At 70.3% G+C, this 20,263-nt stretch carries 17 protein-coding genes and 1 pseudogene; 4 read left to right on the plus strand and 14 right to left on the minus strand.

Annotation, left to right across the window (positions count from 1 at the left end; all coding sequences use genetic code 11):
• Position 1: 1 nt before the first annotated feature.
• The 10 genes from AB0N07_RS33865 to AB0N07_RS33910 form a co-directional block, all read right to left on the minus strand.
• Positions 2–2,497, minus strand: a complete 2,496-nt coding sequence (locus AB0N07_RS33865; protein ID WP_365841720.1) for a tetratricopeptide repeat protein — start codon at positions 2,495–2,497, stop codon at positions 2–4.
• A gap of 22 nt (positions 2,498–2,519) precedes the next feature.
• Positions 2,520–3,851: a hypothetical protein gene (locus AB0N07_RS33870; RefSeq protein WP_365841722.1), complete on the minus strand. Its 1,332-nt coding sequence runs from the start codon at positions 3,849–3,851 to the stop codon at positions 2,520–2,522.
• 76 nt (positions 3,852–3,927) lie between these two features.
• Positions 3,928–4,977 carry a glutamate ABC transporter substrate-binding protein gene (locus tag AB0N07_RS33875; RefSeq protein ID WP_365841724.1) on the minus strand — a complete coding sequence of 350 codons (1,050 nt, stop codon included), beginning with the start codon at positions 4,975–4,977 and terminating at the stop codon, positions 3,928–3,930.
• A gap of 14 nt (positions 4,978–4,991) precedes the next feature.
• Positions 4,992–6,446 (minus strand): hypothetical protein, encoded by a 1,455-nt coding sequence (locus AB0N07_RS33880; RefSeq protein WP_365841727.1) that lies wholly within the window; start codon positions 6,444–6,446, stop codon positions 4,992–4,994.
• Positions 6,447–6,636: 190 nt separating this feature from the next.
• Positions 6,637–7,629, minus strand: a complete 993-nt coding sequence (locus AB0N07_RS33885) for a BadF/BadG/BcrA/BcrD ATPase family protein (RefSeq protein WP_365841729.1) — start codon at positions 7,627–7,629, stop codon at positions 6,637–6,639.
• The gene (locus tag AB0N07_RS33890) at positions 7,620–8,885 is read right to left on the minus strand and encodes a 6-phospho-beta-glucosidase (RefSeq protein WP_365841731.1); all 1,266 of its coding nucleotides are present in this window, start codon (positions 8,883–8,885) and stop codon (positions 7,620–7,622) included. The genes AB0N07_RS33885 and AB0N07_RS33890 overlap by 10 nt, the downstream gene beginning before the upstream one ends.
• 6 nt (positions 8,886–8,891) lie before the next feature.
• Positions 8,892–9,785 (minus strand): carbohydrate ABC transporter permease, encoded by an 894-nt coding sequence (locus AB0N07_RS33895; RefSeq protein WP_365841733.1) that lies wholly within the window; start codon positions 9,783–9,785, stop codon positions 8,892–8,894.
• A 3-nt stretch (positions 9,786–9,788) separates the two neighbouring features.
• Complete coding sequence (locus AB0N07_RS33900; RefSeq protein WP_365841735.1) at positions 9,789–10,730, minus strand: sugar ABC transporter permease; 942 nt, start codon at positions 10,728–10,730, stop codon at positions 9,789–9,791.
• A 7-nt stretch (positions 10,731–10,737) separates the two neighbouring features.
• Positions 10,738–12,075, minus strand: a complete 1,338-nt coding sequence (locus AB0N07_RS33905; RefSeq protein ID WP_365841737.1) for an ABC transporter substrate-binding protein — start codon at positions 12,073–12,075, stop codon at positions 10,738–10,740.
• 84 nt (positions 12,076–12,159) lie between these two features.
• Positions 12,160–13,371 (minus strand): ROK family transcriptional regulator, encoded by a 1,212-nt coding sequence (locus tag AB0N07_RS33910; protein WP_351474823.1) that lies wholly within the window; start codon positions 13,369–13,371, stop codon positions 12,160–12,162.
• A 297-nt stretch (positions 13,372–13,668) separates the two neighbouring features.
• Here AB0N07_RS33910 and AB0N07_RS33915 point away from each other — a divergent pair, with 297 nt between their 5' ends.
• Genes AB0N07_RS33915 through AB0N07_RS33925 form a run of 3 tightly spaced genes read left to right on the plus strand, consistent with a single transcriptional unit; the run spans position 13,669 to position 15,458 of the window.
• Positions 13,669–13,995 carry a hypothetical protein gene (locus AB0N07_RS33915; protein WP_365841740.1) on the plus strand — a complete coding sequence of 109 codons (327 nt, stop codon included), beginning with the start codon at positions 13,669–13,671 and terminating at the stop codon, positions 13,993–13,995.
• Between the two features lies 1 nt (position 13,996).
• A complete protein-coding gene (locus AB0N07_RS33920; RefSeq protein ID WP_365841742.1) occupies positions 13,997–14,518 on the plus strand; it encodes a hypothetical protein in 522 nt (173 codons plus the stop codon).
• Between the two features lies 1 nt (position 14,519).
• The gene (locus AB0N07_RS33925; RefSeq protein WP_365841744.1) at positions 14,520–15,458 is read left to right on the plus strand and encodes a hypothetical protein; all 939 of its coding nucleotides are present in this window, start codon (positions 14,520–14,522) and stop codon (positions 15,456–15,458) included.
• A gap of 49 nt (positions 15,459–15,507) precedes the next feature.
• On the opposite strand, the gene AB0N07_RS33930 is transcribed toward AB0N07_RS33925, so the two are convergent.
• Entirely contained in the window at positions 15,508–16,605 is a 1,098-nt protein-coding gene (locus tag AB0N07_RS33930) for a mechanosensitive ion channel family protein (RefSeq protein ID WP_365841746.1), read from the minus strand.
• A gap of 322 nt (positions 16,606–16,927) precedes the next feature.
• On the opposite strand from AB0N07_RS33930, the gene AB0N07_RS33935 reads away from it, so the two are divergent.
• On the plus strand, positions 16,928–17,464 hold the full coding sequence (locus AB0N07_RS33935) for an HNH endonuclease (protein WP_099928941.1): 537 nt from the start codon (positions 16,928–16,930) through the stop codon (positions 17,462–17,464).
• Between the two features lie 90 nt (positions 17,465–17,554).
• Here AB0N07_RS33935 and AB0N07_RS33940 read toward each other — a convergent pair.
• The 3 genes and pseudogenes from AB0N07_RS33940 to AB0N07_RS33950 form a co-directional block, all read right to left on the minus strand.
• Positions 17,555–18,909: pseudogene (locus tag AB0N07_RS33940) on the minus strand (ABC transporter permease).
• Positions 18,906–19,610, minus strand: coding sequence for an ATP-binding cassette domain-containing protein (locus AB0N07_RS33945; RefSeq protein WP_365841748.1), 705 nt, complete (start codon positions 19,608–19,610; stop codon positions 18,906–18,908). The pseudogene AB0N07_RS33940 and the gene AB0N07_RS33945 overlap by 4 nt, the downstream one beginning before the upstream one ends.
• On the minus strand, positions 19,607–20,140 hold the full coding sequence (locus AB0N07_RS33950; RefSeq protein ID WP_365841750.1) for a PadR family transcriptional regulator: 534 nt from the start codon (positions 20,138–20,140) through the stop codon (positions 19,607–19,609). Before AB0N07_RS33950 ends, AB0N07_RS33945 begins: the two co-directional genes overlap by 4 nt.
• Between the last annotated feature and the right edge of the window lie 123 nt (positions 20,141–20,263).

Below are 20,263 nucleotides of genomic sequence, written 5' to 3' on the forward strand. Positions count from 1 at the left end.
ACTACACCCACGTCCGGGGGCGGTAACGGTTGGCACGTTCCACCAGGTCGATCCTCTCCTCGCCGCCTCGCGCCAGCCGGGCCAGCGTGCGGTACGAACGCTCCAGGCCGAAGCGGAGTCCCCGCTCGTCCAGGTCGCTGCCGAGCAGCACGCGCTGCGCGGCGGGAGCAACCACCTGGCCACCGGAGAGTATCCAGTCCAGCGCGCAGCCGAGGACTTCGGCGGACAACTGCTCCCGGCGTGCCGGATCCAGACCGTACGCCTCCAGCGCCTCGACCTGCCCGGCGGCTGCCCTGAGGTCCTCGAGGAACGGTACGTCGGAAGCGGCCGCCGTACGTCCGCGCAGTCGCGCCCGTACGGCCGCCACCCGCGCGGCCGTGTAGTGGATCGAGGACTCCGGCACCGACTCCAGCGTCCGTACCGCACTGCGCCGGTCCCCGGCGGCGAGCTGCACGCGGGCCAGGCCGAACGCGGCGCTCACATAGCTGGGGTCGGTCGACCAGACCAGCCGGTAGTACTCGGCGGCGTTGTCCAGCTGGCCCAGCAGCTCCGCGCACAGGCCGAGCGCGAGCTTGGGCGCGGGTTCGCCGGGGAACGCGTCGTAGATCGCGTCGAAGGCGAGCGCGGCACCCTCCTCGTCGCCGGTCACCAGCGCGGCCACGCCGCGGTACCAGACGACCCGCCAGTCGTCGGGCCGCTCGGTCTCCAGGGTCTGCAGGGCGCCCTGCGCGGTGGCCGAGTCGCCGTTCTCCAGCCAGGCGCGGATCTGCCTCAGCCGGGTCTCGACCGATGCCGCCGGAGCCGCGGCGAGCGCCCCGAGCAACTCGGCCGGCGCGGTCGTCATCAGGCCCGCCAGGAAACCCGCGTTCGGGTCGGAGGGGTCGACGCGGGGGACGGGCAGGGCGAGGGCCGCGGTGGGGGAGTCGACGTGCTTGACGAGGGCCGCCGTGCCGTTCGCGGACGCGGGGAGCTGCGGCTGCTGTCCCCTCCGCGGCTGCACCACCCGCGCCCCGAGCCGCGAGACGTCCCCCTCCAGCTTCGGGAACAACTCCGTGTCGGTGGCCTTCAGTTCGGGTCCGAACAGCGTCGACAGCGCGGGCCGCGCACGCCCCGTCTGCAGCGAGACGACCTCGCGCAGTACGCCCGTCAGCTGCTCCGCCATCTCCTGTGCGGAGGCGAACCTGCGGGCCGGGTCCGGGTCGGTGGCGCGGACCAGGAGCCGGTAGAAGGACTCGTACTCGCGGAAGACCTCGATGTTGTCGGGGTCGGGCAGGGAGTCCACGAAGACGTTCGTGTAGCCCTGGAAGTCGAAGGACAGCACGGCCAGCGTGCGCGCGACCGTGTAAAGGTCGCTCGCCACCGACGGGCCGACGTCGGCGACCTCCGGCGCCTGGTAGCCCACCGTGCCGTAGATGGCCGACTCCTCGTCGTCCATTCTGCGCACCGCGCCCATGTCGATCAGCTTGAGCTGGTCCTCGGTCTGGATCGCGTTGTCGACCTTGAAGTCGCAGTACAGCAGGTTGCGGCTGTGCAGATGGCCGAGGGCTTCGAGCGCCTCGATGCCGTATGCGCACGCCTGCTCCACCGGCAGCGGATCCCGCCTGCCGTCGGGTGTGCGGCGGCCGTTGGCGATCTCCTTCAGGGACTTGCCGCCGACGTACTCCATGACGATGTAGCCGTCGAGCGAACCGGTGCGCTGGTCGAGGTGTTCCACGAAGTTGTAGATGCGCACGATGTTGGAGTGCTCGATCTCGGCCAGGAAGCGCCGCTCGGAGATCGCCGCCGCCATCGCGTCCTGGTCACCGGTGTCCAGGAGGCCCTTGAGCACCACCCACCGGTCCGAGACCGCCTTGTCCACGGCGAGGTAGACCCAGCCCAGCCCGCCGTGCGCCAGACAGCCCACGACCTCGTACTGGCCGTGCACCACGTCGCCGGCCTTCAGCTTCGGTACGAACGAATACGGGTTGCCGCACTTGGTGCAGAAGCCCTCCGTGCGGCCCGCGCGGTCACCGCGCGAGCGGCCCACCGGCGCCCCGCAGTCCGAGCGCGAGCAGAACCGCTTGCGCTCGGGCACCTCCGGGTTCTCCAGCACCATGGCGCGCGGATCGGGCCGCGGCACGTCCGGCACCTGCACCAGGCCCACGCCCAGCCGGCCGCGGGAGCCGGTGCTGGTGCCGGAACCGGAGCTGCGCACCGACACCGAACGGCCCGTGGACTTCCCCGACAAGGAGCGCGAGAGCCGCCCCGACACCGAACGCCGGGACTTCGACGACTGCGAGGAGGTACGCGAGCTGCCGCGGCTGCCGGCCCGCGAACTGCCGCTGTCCTGCGAGCCCTTGCCGTCGCCGGTGATGCCGGTGGCCGGCGAGTTCACCATGCCCTTCGCCGACACGACCGGCGCGAGACCGCAGGTGTCGCAGTACAGCTCGCCGCCGCCCACGTCCTCGTACGCGCCCTCGCAGTCCGGTCGTTGGCAGCTCTGCTGTGCCTCACTCATGACGACGTGCCCCCTTTGTCGCTCATGCCCCCGTCTCCCTGCGGTCCTGCGGGCCGCCCTGCGGCGGCACGCGCGGGGCGCCCAGCACTTCGGCGGCCGCCTGCTGGTAGCGCAGCACGGCCTGTTCGGCGACGCGCAGATCGCACGGTGCGCTCCACAGCATGCGGCGCGCCGCGTCGTACCGCTCGATCAGGAACGGGTCCTCGGCGTATCCGAGGCGCGCCACCTTCGCCTTGTACGCGTCGAGGCGGCCGCGCAGCTCGGCGCGGACCGCCAGCGGCGCGGTGACCGCGGTCAACGACTCGCGGGCGCGCAGCAGTTCGTCCTCCGCCTTCTGCTCCAGGGACTCCAGAAGCGGGGACAGACGGTGCCACTGGGCGTGTCTGCGGTACTCCGCGGCCGTCGCCAGCTGCTCCTGCAGCACGGTCGGCGGGCCGCTGACGACCGGTACCTCCGTGGCGGCGATCTTCGCGAGGACCTCCCCGCGCGCGTTGCGTGCCTCCGCGAGTGTGCGGTCGGCTCGGCTGAGCACGTCCCGAAGCTTCACCAGCCGCTGCTCCGCGTCCTGCCGGACGGTGAGCACGGCGTCGATCTCCCGGCGCACCTCCTCCAGGGCGCGGGCCTCCCGGTCGTACACCGTGGTGTCCGGCCGGCCGCCGCCCGGCGCCGAACTCCCCTGCGCGGGAATCCAGTACGCGAGCGGGTCGGAGATGACCTGCTCGCGCAGGGTGGTCAGGGTGCGGGTGATGCGCTCCAGGTCGTCGCCGGAAGGGTGCTCGCCGGGGCGCACCCCGACGGAGTGGGCGAGCGTACGGGTGCGCTGGAGCTCCGCGGCCAGTAAATCGATCCGGGCGGGCAGCGCCGACCAGACCGCGTCGGCCGCGACCACCATGTCCAGGCTCGACGCATACAGCTCGTTCATCAGGTCGACCAGGGCGGCCAGGGAGAACTGCCGGCTGAGCTTGCCCGGGGCGGACAGCCGGGTCGGTGCGTTCGCCGTGGCCGTCGCCGAGCCCGCGACCGTGACCGACTCGCCGCGCAGCAGCTCCGTCAGCTCCACCAGGTCCTCGCGGCTGGACCAGCGGCGCCGTGAGCGGATCTCCCGGGCGGAGCGCAACGCGTCCGTGTACGCGTCGAAGTACGCCCACAGCAGCGTGATCGACGCCTCCGCGGCCGCCCACCGCTCCTTGGTGATGCCCGTCAGCTCGGCGCCCTCGAGGAGTCTGCGTCCCGCGTGGTCCTGCAGGGCGAGGAGTGAGGTCTCGATCGCCTCGTGCTCCGCGCCGAGCCGCGCCAGCGCACGGTCCACCTCGTCCCGGTCCATCACCGGCCCGGCGGGGTCCGTGACGCCCATCGATCACCTCTCGCTGCTGTCGTGTTCCGTCGTGGTTCCGTCGTGTTCTGCCGTACGTCCGTCAGTTGATGATCGGTCACTTGTAGTGGGCTTCGGGAGGGGTCGCCGACGCCGACTTCTCGCCGCCCTGATCCATGGTCGGATGCAGCCACTTCCCGTACGAGGCCGCCCAGTCGCCGTCCTTGACGTAGTTCTGCAGGGTCCGGTTGACCTGGCGTATCAGATCCTGGGAGCCCAGCTTCATCGCCACGCCGTAGTACTCGTCGGTGAACAGGCCGCCCTTGAGCTGCACCGTGGGATCCTGCGCGGCCTGGCTCGCGGCGAGCGCGCCGTCCGTGACCACCGCGTCGACCTCGCCGAGCTGCAACTTCACCAGGCAGTCGAGCTGGTTGGGGACCACCGTCCCGATGTCCGCGCCGGTGGGGAGAGTGCCCTTCGCCTTGTCGCCCTGCAGTCGCTCCAGGGCGGTCGAACTGTCCGCCGAGCAGATCCTCTTGTGGGCCAGGGTGCTGTTGTAGCCCGTGATCGCCGAGGTCCGCGGGGCGAGGACCTGCTGTCCGGTCCTGAAGTAGGGCGCGGAGAACGCGACTTGCTTGATCCGGTCGCAGTTGATCGTCATGGTGCGCACCACCATGTCGACCTCGTCGTCCTGAATTGCCTTGATCCGGCGGCTGGTCGGGATGGCCTTGAACGAGACCGCGTCCGGGTCGCCCAGGATGTCCTTGGCGATCTGGTGGACGAGGTCGATGTCGAAGCCCTCCGGCGCACCGGAGGTGTTGTTCGGGTTGAGATAGCCCCAGCGGTAGCTGTTGGTGTCGATGCCGACGATCAGACGGCGGTCCTTGCGGGCCTTGATCCTGTCGATGATCGGTGTGCTGCCGTCACCGCCCGACGGCGACAGACTGCCGTCCTGCGGGTTGTCGCACTGGGCTGCCGCCCTGGCCTGCAGGCCCTGGGCGACCCCCGTGCCGCCGCTGCCCGCGGCGTCGTCCGTGCCGCTCGACTGGGTCAGGGGCAGCAGCAGCGCGAACGCCAACGCCAGGGCGCACAGGGCCGCCATCGCGCATACCCCGCCCCAGCCCCGGAGGCCGGTCCGCAGACGTTGTGCCAGACGCCGTGCATCCATCGTCACGCCCCCTCTCACCGGTACTCCGACAGCCTGCGCCCGATGCCGACCACTGCGCCGGCCGCACCGAGCAGAGCGAGGACCGCGGCCCCGTACGGCAGTCCGGTCAGCGCGTCCCGGCCGTCGCCCGCGGCCCGCTTGAACTCGGCCTGCCCATGGCCGAGTGCCGTCTCCAGAGCGATGTCCACATTGTCGAAGCACACGCTCGTCGGGTCCTTGCCGACGCCGATGACCTTGTCCCGGGCCTGTGTGTACTCGCCCTTGTCGTTCAGGCCCTGCGCGACCCCGTGCCGTTCCTTCCACGCCTTCATGTAGCCGTTCGCGTCCTGTACGGGCTTGCGGCCCGCCGAGTCGTCCGCGAGACCGTCGGCCTTGGTCAGTGACGCCGCCAGCTCGCCGATCTGCTCGTCGTACCCCGCGGCGTAGGCGTCCACCGGGTTGCCGCCCACGACCTTGGTGTCCGCGCCGCGCCGGATCAGGCTGAGGTTCTCGTCGCTGCGGGCCGTCAGGGACGCGATACGGGCGTCGTGCAGCACGTTCAGCGAGCGGACGCCGTGGTTGTACGAGTCGTTCAGCCCCGAGCGGGCGACCGTGTGGCCGACGACCAGCCAGAGCAGCACCACCACGGACGCGGCGGAGGCGGTGACCAAACCGTGGTTCAACACCCGGTTGGTGCGCAGGTAGTTGCGGCGCTGCGCCCAGGCCAGCCCACCGAGGACGAGCAGACCGAGACCGATCGCCGCCCACGGGAACGACTTCGCGTCCGCGTAGTCGGAGCTCAGCCGCTGGTTCTCCTTCTGGTACAGGGCCTCGGCCTTCGGCAGCATCTGCTGCTGCATCTGCTCGTTCGCCGCCCGCAGATAGGCGCTGCCCACCGGGTAGCCCTGCCGGTTGTTGGCCCGGGCCGTCTCGACCAGGCCCTTGTACTGGGGCAGCAGCTTGTTGAGCTCGGCGATGGTCTTCGCCGAATCGGACCCCGGGTCCGAGCTGGAGGCGGCCGTGACCAGCTTCTCCGCGGCCGTCCGGATGCCGTCCTCGTACCGCTGTCGCGTCTCCGGCTTCTCCTGCGGGCCCGCGAGATAGCCGCTGGCCGCCGCCGTGTTGGCGTCGGCGAGCGAGCGGTAGATGTCGGCCGCGTCGGAGCTGAGCGGCTGGCTGCGGGTGAGCACGTCCTCGGCGGCCGTCGCCCGTGCCGTCATCTGCCAGGCGGTGACCGCACCGAACGCGACGACGAGCAGGGCGAGCAGCGCACCGATGATGCGCAGCCGCCCGGGCTCCGTGGTCGCGGCCTCGCGCAGCCGGTCGACGCCCTCCGCGAAGGCCGTACGACGTGCGGAGACGGCGTCGGGTACGGCTGCCGGGCCCGTCGGGGTGGGGGGAACGGGCCGGCCGGGCTGAGGCGGTACGGACGGCATCGTGGGCACGGCGGTGCCCGGTCTTGCCGCACTGCTCTTCGGCGGGTGTGTCACTTTTGACCTCCCCCATGGTCATCCGTCACAGCAAGTATCGCCGCCGGGACTGACATTCGCACGGGGCGCCTGCCGGCGGCTGCAGAATCCGGTATCACCCCTGCCCGTGAACACGTCTTGGGAATCAGTTCGGTTCCGTCTGGAGGCTGCCGCCCCCAGGCCCCCGCCATCGGCCTGAACGGCCTCGTCCTCAAACGCCGGACGGGCTGCGGGGTTGCTCGAAGTGTGCCCGCACCCGCTCGTGCACCTCCGCTTCCGCGCCCACCCTGTCCAGGCCCAGCAGTGCCGCCCCCAGCACCGGACTCGCCGTCACGACCCGGGGCACCGCCTTCGGAGCTCGTGCGGTCAGCAAGTCCCTGATCCCGTCGTTGAGCTGGGGGTGCCGGGCGGCCAGGACGCCGCCGCCCAGGAGGACCGGGGTCTCCTCCTCCAGGAGGTCGAGGCGGGTCAGGGCCACCGTCGCCATGGTCACCACCTCGTCGGCCAGGCGGTCGACGATCGCGCGGGCGACCGGGTCGCCGTGCGCCGCCGTGGCGAAGAGGACCGGGGTCAGTTCATGGCGGCGGGCGGCCGGTACCTGCTCCAGGTGGAGGGCCTTGATGAGGGCGAGCATGGTGTCGTGGCCGAAGTGGGCCGGGAGGGTGCGCGCGAGGGCTGTGGGCTCGCCGCGGCCGTCCTCCGCCCGTGCCGCGTGCCACAGGGCCTCCTCGGCGAGGCCCCAGCCGCCGCCCCAGTCGCCGGAGATGCGACCGAGCGCGGGGAAGCGGGCGGTGCGGCCGTCGGGGCGCATGCCGACGCAGTTGATGCCCGCGCCGCAGACGACGGCGACCCCCCGGGGCTCGGTGACGCCCGCGCGCAGGATGGCGAAGGTGTCGTTGCGGACCTCCACGCCCGCGCCCCACGCGCGCGCGTGCAGCGCGGCCGCCAGCTGCTCCTCCTCGAAGGGGAAGTCGGCGTTGGCGAGACAGGCGGAGACGTGGTCCACCGAGCTCACCCCGGCCTCGGCGAAGGCCCGCTTCACCGCCTCGGCGACCTTGTCGACGGCCGCCTCCACGCCCACCACGGGCGGCCGGAACCCGCCGCCACGGGCCGTGGCGAGGACGGTTCCGTCCGCCGCCACGACCGCGACGTCGGTCTTGCTGTTGCCCGCGTCGACGGCGAGGACACGTGCGGTCATGCCCACGCGAGATGCTCCCGGTTGTGTGCGATCAGTCGGTCGGTGAGGGTTTCCGCGTACTCGTACTGGCCGATGAGGGGGTGGGCGAGGAGGGCCTTGAACACCCGGTCGCGGCCGCCGCGCAGCGCCGCCTCCAGGGCCAGGTCCTCGTACGCCGTCACGTTCGCCATCAGGCCCGCGTACAGCGGGTGGACGGGCGGTACCGGCAGCGGGAGCGGCCCCTTCGGGCCCACCGCCGCCTGCACCTCGATCACCGCGTCGTCCGGCAGGAACGGCAGCGTGCCCCGGTTGAGGGTGTTCACCACCTGGTACGGGCTGCCCGCCGAGCCCAGCAGGGCGGCCGCCAGGTCCACCGCCGCCTCCGAGTAGTAGGCACCGCCCCGCTTGGCAAGCAGCTCCGGCTTCTCGTCGAGGGTCGGATCGCCGTACATCTTGAGCAGGTTCCGTTCCATCTCGGCGACTTCGGCGGCACGGGAGGGCTTGGTGCGCAGTTCGCGTACGACCTCGTCGTGTGCGTAGAAGTAGCGCAGGTAGTACGACGGGACGACGCCCAGGCGGTCGAGCAGGACCCGCGGCAGCCGCAGGTCAGCGGCGATCGCGTCGCCGTGTTCGGCGAGCAGCTTGGGCAGGACGTTCTCGCCCTCGGGGCCGCCCAGGCGGACACCGGTCTCCCAGGTGAGGTGGTTGAGGCCCACGTGGTCGAGGTGGACGTCGGCCGGTGCGACGCCGAGCCGGTCCGCGAACTTCCGCTGGAAGCCGATGGCCACGTTGCACAGGCCCACCGCCTTGTGGCCCGCCTGCAGCAACGCGCGCGTGACGATGCCGACCGGGTTGGTGAAGTCGACGATCCAGGCGCCCGGATTGGTACGGCGGACCCGTTCCGCGATGTCGAGGACCACCGGGACCGTGCGCAGTGCCTTGGCCAGGCCGCCCGCGCCGGTGGTCTCCTGGCCGACGCAGCCGCACTCCAGCGGCCAGGTCTCGTCCTGCTCACGGGCCGCCTGCCCGCCCACGCGCAACTGCAGCAGCACGGCGTCGGCGCCGTCCACGCCGGCGTCCAGGTCGTCGGTCGTCACGATCCGGCCGTTGTGGCCCTGTTTGGCGAAGATACGGCGGGCCAGGCCCCCCACCAGTTCCAGGCGCTCGGGCGCCGGGTCGACGAGGACCAGTTCCTCGACGGGCAGGGTGTCGCGCAGCCGGGCGAAGCCGTCGATGAGTTCGGGGGTATAGGTCGAGCCTCCGCCGACCACGGTGAGTTTCATGAACGGTTAACCCTTCACTCCGGTCAGCGTGACGCCCTCTACGAACGCCTTCTGGGCGAAGAAGAACACGAGGATCACGGGAGCCATGACCAGCACGGTCGCGGCCATGGTGAGGTTCCAGTCGGTGTGGTGGGCGCCCTTGAAGGACTCCAGGCCGTAACTGAGGGTCCAGGCGGCCGGGTTCTCCGAGGCGTAGATCTGGGGGCCGAAGTAGTCGTTCCAGGCGTTGAAGAACTGGAAGAGGGCCACCGCGGCGATGCCGGGCTTCGCCATCGGGAGGACGACTTTCAGCAGGGTGCGCAGGTCTCCGCAGCCGTCCACCTTCGCCGCGTCCAGGTACTCGTTGGGGATCGTCATCAGGAACTGGCGAAGGAGGAAGATCGAGAACGCGTCCCCGAATGCGAGCGGGATGATCAGTGGCCACAGGGTGCCGGAGAGATCCAGCTGCTTCGCCCAGAACAGGTACATCGGGATGACCACCACCTGGGGCGGCAGCATCATCATCGAGATCACCAGCATCAGGGAGAGGTTGCGGCCCCGGAAGCGGAACTTGGCCAGCGCGTACGCCACGGGGATCGAGGACAGGACCACGAGGACCGTGCCGGCGCCGGCGTAGATCAGGGTGTTCTTCCACCAGGTGAGAAAGCCCGGGGTGTCGAAGACCTTGCGGTAGTTGGCCCACTCCCAGGTGTGCGGGATCAGGTCCCGGCTCAGGGCCTGGTCGTCGCTCATGAGCGAGGTCAGGAAGACGAAGACGAAGGGGAGGGTGAAGAACAGGGCCGCGGCGATGCCGAGGGAGTGGATCGCTATCCATTCCAGGACTGCCTTGCGGCGGGCCGTGCGTTCGGCGGGGGAGGCCGGAGTCTTCAATTCCACCGGCCGGTCCAGTACTTGGGTCATCTGTCAGTCACCTGCCTGGATGAGTCCGCCGCGGCGCCGCATCAGGAACGCGGTGAAGGCCATGGAGAGGGCGAACAGGACGAGGGCGACCACACAGGCCGAGCCGTAGTCGAAACGCTGGAAGCCCAGGTTGTAGACGAGTTGGGGAAGGGTGAGCGTCGACCTCTCGGGGTATCCGGGCTCGAACATGGTGCCCGCGCCCTGGATCACGCCCGAGGCGACCTTTCCGGCGACCAGCGGCTGGGTGTAGCACTGCATCGCCGCGATCACCCCCGTGACCACCGCGAACATGATGATCGGCGAGATGTTCGGGATGGTGACGAACCGGAACCGCTGCCACGCCGAGGCCCCGTCCAGCTCGGCCGCCTCGTACTGCTCCTTCGGTACGTCGAGCAGCGCGGCCATGAAGATGACCATCAGGTCGCCCACGCCCCACAGGAAGAGGAGAGTGAGGGCCGGTTTGGACCAGTTCGGGTCGTTGAACCAGCCCGGGGCCGGGATGCCGATCTTCTCCAGGATCGAGTTGACCGGGCCGGTACCGGGGTTGAGGAGGAAGGCGAAGGCCATCGTGGCCGCCACCGGCGGGGCCAGGTAGGGCAGGTAGAAGAGGGTGCGGAAGGCACCCGTGCCGGTCTTGATCTTCGTGATGAGGAGGCCGATGCCCAGTCCGAAGAGGACGCGCAGGGTCACCGTGACCACCACCAGCCACAGAGTGTTGCGCAGGGCCGGCCAGAAGTAGGGGTAGTGCTCGAAGACGTACGTCCAGTTCTTCGTTCCGCTCCACGTCGGCGCTTTGAAGCCGTCGTAGTGCATGAAGGAGAAATAGACCGTCGAGATCAGCGGATACGCGAAGAAGACCGCGAAGCCGATCAACCAGGGCGACATGAAGGCGAGAGTCCGAAGCGTCGACCTGCGGCGCTTCGACGCCAGGGTGATGGTGCTCATCGTCGGACTACTTCGCCTGCGCTATGTCCGTGTCGATCTGCGCGGCCGTCTTCTTCAGGCCCGCCTTGAGGTCGGTGACCTTTCCGCTCTCGTAGTCGTAGCCGAAGTTCTGGATCGTCGTGAGATACACGCCGCCGTTGATGGAGGCCGGAGAGGTGGTCGATTCCGGGTTCGCGGCGATGTCCAGGAACGTCTTGAAGCGCGGGTCGTACTTCAGTTGCGGGGACTTCAGGGCGGCCAGCGTCGAGGGCACGTTGTGGATGGCGTTGGAGAAGTTCACCACCGCGTCCGTGTCCGTGGTCATGTACTTCACCAGCTCCCAGGCCGCGTTCTGCTTGTGGCTGGCGGCGGAGATGCCGGTGATGGTGCCGGTGATGTAGCCCTTGCCGTACTGGCTCACCTGGTCGTCGGGAACGGGCAGCGGGGCCACGCCGATGTCGAATTTCGGCTTGGCGTCCAGGGCCATTCCCAGACGCCACTCGCCGTCCAGCTGCATGGCCACCTGACCGGTGTGGAAGGGGTGCTTGGCGCCCCATTCGTCGCCGAGCTTGGAGCGGTACGTCTCCAGTTTCGTGAAGCCGCCGAGTTCGTCGACGAGCTTCTTCTGGAGTTTGAATCCGGCTTCGAAGGCGGGGTCCGTGGCGAGCTGCGACTTGCCGGCCTTGTCGAAGTACGTCGGGGAGAACTGGCCGAAGTAGTGCTCGGTCGTGGTCTCCCAGCCGTGGTAGTCCGGCATGAATCCGAGCTGCTTGTAGCTGTCGCCGTCCGGGATGGTCAGCTTCTTGGCGTCGGTCTCGAATTCGGACCAGGTCTTCGGCGGAGTCTTGATGCCCGCCTTCGCGAAGGCCGTCTTGTTGTAGTAGAGCCCGTAGGCGTCACCCAGCAGCGGTGCCGCGCAGCGGTTGCCGTCGAACTGGGTGTACTCGTTCATTGCCTTCGGGAACGTCGTCTGCGGGTCGATGCCGGCCTTCTTGAAGAAGGGGTTGAGGTCGACCAGCGCACCCGACGAGCAGAACTTTCCGACGTTGTTGGTGGTGAAGGAGGAGATGACGTCCGGGGCCTTGTCGCCGCCCGTGCGCAGCGCCTGGTTGATCTTGTCGTCGGTCATGTTGGCGACGACGTTCACATGGATGTTGGGGTGTGCCTTCTCGAAGCCGGCGATCAGGGAGTTGACCGCCTTCACTTCATTGGGCGCGCTCCAGGCGTGCCAGAAGTTGATGGTCGTGTCCTTCGAGGCGTCGTCGTCGGCGCTCGAGGAGGACTGGCCGGTACAGGCGGTGGCGAGCAGGGCGAGGGAGGCGGAGGCGGCGAGAGCGAAGGCCGCTTTCCGGGATATTCCGGGCATGGCAGGGTCTCCCAGGGACAGGGCAGGGATGGTGAGGGAAGGCGGGGGTGGGTATCGGGGCCCGTACGCGGTGCGTACGGGGTGTCAGCGGGAGGTGTCGAAGACCTCGTCGCGGGTGGTCGCGAGGGCGCTCTCCAGCGCGCCGCGCAGCACGGGGTGTTCACGGACGTCGCCGACCACGAGCCGGGGCCGGGAGGCCGCCAGCTCCTCCAGCTCGGCCTGGACGAGGGCGCGCAGCACCTCGCCGCCCGAGGTCAGCGAGGCACCGCTGAGGACGACGAGTTCGGGGTCGAGGACGGAGACGAGGGAGGCGAGACCGGTGGCCAGCCGGGTCGCGTACGTCTGCAGCAGCTTGCGATGCAGGACGGTGTCCTCGGCGGCGGCCCGCTCGACGAGGGCGGCGGCGACCTCGGCGTACGGTCCCGAGGGGATCTGTCCGATGCCGAGTTCACCGGCGAGGTGCGGGATGGCCTGGGAGCCGGCCAGCTCCTGGTAGCCGCCACTGTTGGCCTTGGTCACATGCCGGACCAGAGGCGCACCGGGAACAGGAAGGAAACCCACCTCTCCCGCGCCGCCGGTCCAGCCGCGGTGCAGTCGTCCGCCGAGAACGAGGGCGGCACCGAGGCCGCCCTCGTTCCAGAGCAGCACGAAGTCCTCGTGCCCGCGGGCCGCGCCCAGTCGCTGTTCGGCGACGGCGGCGAGGTTGACGTCGTTCTCGTACTCCACCGGCATCGGCAGGGCCGCGGCGAGTTCGTCGAGGAGGGCCGGGGTGTGCCAGCCGGGCAGGTGGGAGGCGTAGCGCAGGCGGCCGGTGTTGGGGTCGAAGGCGCCGGGGGTGCCGATGACCAGCCGGTGGATGTCGTCGCGGGCGAGCCCCGCGGCCTTCACGGCACCGTCGAGGGCGTCGGTGACCTGCCGGACGACGGGCTGGGTGGGCCGCCTGCCCGGGGTCGGGAGCTCGAAGGAGCCCACCGTGCGGCCGGTGATGTCGGCGACGGCGGCGAGGACGCGCTCGGGGGTGACGTCGAGCCCGGCGGCGTACGCGGCGGCCGGATTGACCTCGTACAGCTGGGCGTTGGGGCCGGGGCGTCCCTCGGTGGTGCCGGTGGCGAGGACGAGCCCGGCCGCTTCGAGGCGGGCGAGCAGCTGGGAGGCGGTCGGCTTGGAGAGGCCGGTGAGCTTGCCGATCCGGGTACGGGACAGGGGGCCGTGCTCCAGGAGGAGGTCCAGGGCGGCGCGGTCGTTCATGGCGCGCAGGACGCGCGGGGTGCCCGGCGTACCGGCTGTTCCTGCCATGGGGTCGACACCTGCCTTTCAGCTGCCCAGCTTCTCAGTGGCCCGGGGAGGAAGTCCATCCGAGGCGATGACTATTAGGAAAGTTTCCTATCTTGTGGAGGGAACGTAGGCCTGGGAGGCCGGACGCGTCAATACCGTCGTCGGTGGGCAATCAACTCGTTATCCGCCAAGACGCGTGGACCGGATGTTGTATCGGAGTCGCGGTTTCGTCGTGCGGGGTCTGCAATTGTCATGCTGACAAGGGGAGTTGGTGGCCTAGTCTGGCCGGAGAGCGTTTCTCACATCTCGGGGGCTTCTGTGGCGACCTTCCATATCAACCATCAGAGCGGCACAATCCAGCAGGCCGACGTGATCCACAACCACGGCGGCGTACCGGGAGAGCTGACGCAGACGCTGCCCCGGCTCATCGAGGAGCTGCAGGGGCAGTCCACGGGCGACGACCGCGCGGCCAGGGCGGCGGCAGAGCTCGTCGGCGCCTTGGAGGAGGCTTCCTCCCCCGCCGCGCAACCGGGCCGCATCCGTGCCGCGCTGGCCAAGGCCGCCGAGCTTCTCGCCGGGGTCGCGGCGGCGGCCGGTGTCGTCGGCTCGCTCGAAGCGATCGTCGCAGCGCTGCCGCTCAGCTGACGTGGCCGACTTCGACATCGACCGCCAGCAGGCGGATCTGATCCAGAACGCCGACATCGTCTTCAACTTCGGCGCCCCGCCGGTGGACCACCGGGCCGCCGCTGCGGCGGCGCTCGAAGCGCGGGAGTACGACAGTGCGATCGGTCACCTGAAGCAGGTTCTCCAGGTGAATCCCGGTGACGTCCTCGCCCGCTTCCGGCTGGTGCTCGCCGCGCTCCGGGGCCGCCATCCCGACCGCTACGGCGCACGGCAGATCCAGGGCCTGATGGAGCGGCTTGTCCGGCTGGCCATGGACGAGCCCGACTGCCACCACGCCAAGATGCTCGCGCTCATCATCAATGACGGCCTCCTCGTACGAGGCAGCGGCCGGGCGAGCGCGCCCACGGCCGATACCCGCCGTCTCGTCTCACTCGTCGACCCGAGCAGGGGCCGGGAGATCCTCGCGCACGTCCCCGTGCCGGAGAGCCCGACGCGGTCCCTTCTCGAGCGCCGGCTGCGCCGCCCGACATCCAGGGAGAACTGACGTGACCTCGCCCATGCGTCCACCGCCGCAGTGGATCGCCCGCTACTTCATCGACCCGCCCAATCCGGCCGATCTGCAGGCCGCGCAGCTGAAGATGTGGCTCGGCGGCCCCGGTGCCGCTCTCGGCCTGGTGCTGCTCTTCGCCGCGGGCGGGGGCGCTGCCGTCCTGGGTTTCGTCATGCTGGTGGCCGGCGCGATCGTCGGGATCCAAGGCTGGAACGCCAAGCGTGTCTACGACGCCGCCTATGCCCAGGCCGTGCCACGCCCCTCGGACACGGACATCGACCAGCTCATCGGCATGGACAGCTTCTCGATCATGAACCGGTCGCTGCCGCAGCTCGGACTCACGGCCGATGACCTGGTGGCGCCCCGCGCCGTCACCGGAGCCGGCGGAGCGAGCTTCGACGACATCGCTGCCAAGGCCGGATCGCAGGGCGGACCTCGCAGGCAGGGGGACAACCAACTGATGGTGTGGGGCCCTGCGTTCCCCTGCCGCATGGCCATCGGCGACGACGGCCGGATGCGCTATTCGCGATACGAGTTCATGGTGATCTGCCCGACTCATTACCAGTTGGCCATCTACCGGTGCGAGCTGGATCTGTTCAGCGGCCAACTGCAGTCGGAGCAGACGCATGAGTACCACTACAAGGATGTGGTGGCTGTCCGCACCGCGTCGGTGCCGCTGTACCGGGAGGGCATTTCCATCACGCCGAGGCCATCGCAGGTCGCGGCCTTCGCCCGATACGACACCGTGAGGCGGATGGAGATCATCGTGTCCAGCGGTGATCGCTCGTCGATCACTCTCCGGGTGTCGAGTGCCGCCGACGTCACCGTCGACTCCAATGACGCGCTGGACTTCCCCCAGGTGCTGGAGCGCGTGCGCGCGACTCTGAGAGAGAAAAAGGGCGGCACCTATCAGCCCAACGACGATCTGATCTGAGAGGTGGGGCACGCCCGGAACTCTGCGGGTGCCCCACCCGTCGTGCGGCCTACTTGGTCGGCTGCCGCTGCTGGACGAGCGGTGTTGTCGCCTCCGACTGCGGGGAGTCGGGGTTGGAGAGCACCGACGGGGCCGCGACCGCCGCCGTCGGGTCGGCGGCCTCCTCCTCGTCGGCCGGGGCCGTCGCGCCACCCACGATGCGGATGTTCGCCGCGTCGAAGGCGCGCTTGATGCGCCAGCGCAGCTCGCGTTCGACGGTGAGGGACTTGCCGGGCATCGTCTTGGCGGAGACCCGGACCACCATCGAGTCCAGCAGCACGCTGTCCAGGCCGAGGACTTCGATCGGGCTCCACAGGAGCTCGTTCCAGGGCTCCTCCGCGCTCATCTTCTCGGCGACCTCGTCGAGGGTGGACTTCAGCCGGTCCAGGTCCTCGTTCGCCTTCACGGTCACGTCCACGCCGGCCGTCGCCCAGCCCTGGGAGAGATTGCCGATGCGCTTGACCTCGCCGTTGCGGACGTACCAGATCTCGCCGCTCGCGCCGCGCAGCTTCGTCACGCGCAGGCCGACCTCGATGACCTCGCCGGACGCGACGCCCGCGTCGATCGTGTCGCCGACGCCGTACTGGTCCTCCAGGATCATGAAGACGCCGGAGAGGAAGTCCGTGACCAGGTTGCGGGCGCCGAAACCGATCGCCACACCCGCGACTCCGGCAGAGGCGAGCAGCGGTGCCAGGTTGATCTGGAACGCGGCCAGGACCATCAGGGCCGCGGTGCCGAGGATCACGAAGGACGCCACCGAGCGGAGCACCGAGCCGATCGCCTGGGAACGCTGGCGGCGGCGCTCGTTGTTGACCAGCAGGCCGCCCAGCGAGGTGCCGTCGACCGCCTCGGCGGTGCGGGTCATCCGGTCTATCAGCTTGGTGATCGCCCGCTGCACGACCGCTCTGAGCACCCCGGCTACCACCAGGATCAGCAGGACCCGGAGCCCGATCGCGAGCCACGTGGACCAGTTCTGCTCGACCCAGCTGGCAGCGTTGGTCGCGCTCTGCTGGGCGTCCTGGAACGTGCGGACCGCCGAGGGCGTCGACTCCGAGGATGTCGGCGACGGCGACGGACCGGCGGCCAGTAGGACGGCGGGCAAGGACACGGCAGGTACCTCCAGGTGCAACGGTCTGCCGTCCCGTACGTCAACTCGGTCAAGGTCACGAAAAGGTCACCGGGAGGCAGGCCCACCACACTATCGGGGCATGGTGTGCGAATCCTTGCCATCTTCTGAGGAGAGACCGTGCTCACCCCGGGTTGAGCAGGTGGGATAAACCGATGCCCCTCCGGGGGATGAATCAGATGTGGTCGAAAACACTCCCAGCCCGTTACCGGGACATGGTGGCGCTTCCACCAGGCAAGAGGGGAGACTGACTACAGATCGTCCCGGCGCGAGCCACGCGCCGCCGACGCCCAAGGAGGCATCCGTGCCGCATGTCCTGGTCCTCAACGCGTCGTACGAGCCACTCGGCGTCGTACCGCTCCGCCGCGCGCTCATCCTCGTCCTGGAGAACAAAGCTGTCTCCCTGGAGGAATCCGGCGCCTTCATGCACAGCGCAACCGTCACAGTCCCCGCACCCAGCGTGGTCCGGCTCAAGCGATTCGTCCGGGTTCCCTATCGGGGGCCCGTTCCTCTGACCCGTAGGGCGCTCTTCGCGCGCGACGGGGGCCGGTGCATGTACTGCGGTGGCGTCGCAACCAGCGTCGACCACGTCATCCCGCGCAGCCGCGGGGGCAAACACGTCTGGGACAACGTGGTGGCGTCCTGCCGCCGCTGCAACCACGTGAAGGCCGACCGACACCTCTTCGAGATCGGCTGGCGGCTGCGCCACAAACCCGCTCCACCCTCCGGTCTGGCCTGGCGGATCATCGGCACCGGCCATAGGGACCCGCGCTGGCTGCCGTACTTGCAGCCGTACGGCGCGGAGGACGCCATGGCCCGGATCGACGGCATTTCCGCCTGACGATCCGGGCCTTCGCACACCCCTGGTGACGGGGCCTGCGGTCACAGGGGTCCGGCCCCGGGAGCCCCCCGTACTCCCGGGGCCGGACCGTCATGCGTAGCGCAGCTCCGCGGGGCGGACCGAACGGCGCAGCAGCGGCAGCGAGGTGGCTGCCGCCAGCAGACAGGCCGGGTAGACGGCGAGCGGGACCAGGAGCGAGGCGTACGGCACGGGCAGCGCCAGGGGCTCCGAGGTGATCGAGTCGTACCAGAAGCTGATCACCGTGCCGCCGAGGCCGGCCACCGCGATCGCGGGCGCCAGCGGCACCGCGGTCTCCAGCAGCAGCGCCCGGGCCAGTACGCCGTGCGGCACCCCGGCGGCGGCCTGTGCGGCCAGGCCCCGTCGCCGGGTGGCGACGGACTCGGCGGTGCCCACGGCGAGCGCGGTCAGCAAAAGCGCGAGGGCGACGAGGATCGCGGCGCCGGCCAGGTTCAGACCGTTCTCGTAGAACCCGTTCCCCTCGGCGTAGTGCGCCTGCGCGGAGTGCAGCTGCACCAGCATGACCTGCCGTACGCCCGCGAAGCCCGAGGCCGCCACCGTCACCAGCAGCACCGCGGCATGGGTGCGGGCCGCTGCCCACGGGTCCTCGCGCAGCCGTCCCGCCGCGATCAGTACCGCGGGGCTCTTGGCGCGGGCGGTGAGCCCCTCGCCCAGCTGCCGGGCCGACGCCCCGGTCAGCCACACCGCCACCGCGCCGACCAGCAGGCACACGGCGAACACGGTGAGCGGGGCGAGCGCGAACTCGAACGGGACGTCATCGAAGAAGGGGACGGTCACGATGTACACCACCGCCAGCGCAAGCGCCGCGGTCGCCACCCGGAACATCCGCCCCGGACCCTCGGCCGGCCGCACCCGCCGTATCCGCCCCAGCGGCGAGGCCACCACACGACGCAGCACCAGAGCGCTCACGGCCGCGCCCAGCACCGGCACCCCGACCGCCACCACGGCCATGCCGACCCAGGCCAGGGGGCGGGCCTGTGCCACAGCCGGAGCAGGGTCGGCACGGAGATCACCGTGGCCGCCGCCGAACCCGCCAGACATGCCAGCCCGGCCTCCAGTGCCGCGATCCGCCGCACCTGGGCGGGTGCGGCCCCCGCCAGCCGCAGCGCGGCCAGCCTGCGGTCCCGGTGCACCGCGCCGATCCGGGCGCACTGGCCGAGAAACCCGAGGACCGGGACGAACAGCATCAGCAGCGCGAAGACCACCCCGATGCGGGTGCCGGGCTGGTCGAGCAGACCGCCGCCCACGGACATGGTGAGTTGGCCGTCCAGCGACAGCAGCGCGGCGATCACCAGCCCCAGCCCGGTCGCCAGGGCCGCGCCGACGGCGGTGAGGAGAACACGCCATCCCTCGCGGCGGTCCGAACCCCGGGTCAGCAGCCAGGCCAGCCGCAGATCCGCCCTCACGCCGTCACCCCCGCCGCCACCACGGCCCCGTCGCTCAGCCGGACCTCGCGGTCCGCGTAGGCCGCGACCTGGGCGTCGTGCGTGATCAGCAGGACCGCCGTGCCCGCCTCGCGCGCCGTATGGACCAGGGGCGTCATCACCTGCTCGGTCGACAGGGAGTCCAGCGCACCGGTCGGCTCGTCGGCGAAGACGACCCTGGGGCCGGTGACCGAGGCCCGCGCGAGCGCCGCCCGCTGGGCCTGGCCGCCGCTCAGCTCACCGGGCCGCAGCGCCTCCTGCCCCCGTACGCCGAACCGCTCCAGCCACTCGCCGGCCGCCGCCTGGGCGTCCCTGCGGGCGGCGCCCGCGAGCATCAGCGGCAGCGCCACGTTGTCCAGGACCGTCAGCTCCGGAATCAGCTGTCCGAACTGGAACACCACCCCGAAGTCGCTGCGGCGCAGCTCGCTCAGCCGCTTCTCAGGCAGCTGGTCCAGCCGCTGCCCGTCGTACGTCACCGAGCCCGCGTCCGGGCGGACGATGCCGGCCAGGCAGTGCAGCAGCGTGGACTTCCCGCTGCCGCTGGTGCCGGTCACGGCGAGGATCTCGCCGGCCCGCAGCTCCACCGAGGCGCCGCGCAGCGCCTCGGTCCTGCCGTGCGCCTTGGTGAGGTCACGGGCCGCCAGAAGCGGCACCGTGCTGTCTGGGCTGTCCCCGTTGTTCATGCTGCGTCGACCTCCGCGGTCAGGGTGGTGAGCCGGGCCGCCGTCGTGGTCATCCAGCGGAGGTCGGCGTCGAGGTGGTTGAGGGCGTAGTCGGCCGAGAGCACGGTCGCGAGATCGGCGCCGGGCGCCGTCTTGACCGCCGTGAGCTCCCGCATCCGTTGCATGTGTGCGGCGCGCTGGGCGGCCAGATAGGCGTCCGCGTCGCCGCCGGAGAGGATCGAGACGACGACCTTGGCGAAGATCTCGTTCGTCACGAAGGGAGCCGGCGGGGCGATCTCCCCGGCCCAGGTGGCCAGTTCACGCGCCCCGTCCTCGGTCGAGCGGTACGTGGTCCGCTCCGGGCCGCCGTCCGAGTCGGTGCCCTCGACCTCCGCGAGGCCGTCCCGGACCAGGCGCTGCAAGGTCGTGTAGACCTGCCCGTAGGCCAGTGGACGGGCCTGCGGGAAACGTTCGTCGTGCCGTCGCTTCAGGTCGTAGCCATGGCTCGGCCCCGCAGCGAGCAGCCCCAGCAGGATGTGGCGGGTGCTCATGGCGATCATTATGCACTCGGTACATGTACTGAGTGAATAGTGGCCGTCGCAGCGCCTTGAACCTGACGCAGAATGTGAGGAGAGGCACGTACTCCCTTTCGGTACGTCTGCCGCCGCGTCCGG

Source organism: Streptomyces sp. NPDC051172 (assembly GCF_040682555.1).
Lineage (GTDB): Bacteria > Actinomycetota > Actinomycetes > Streptomycetales > Streptomycetaceae > Streptomyces.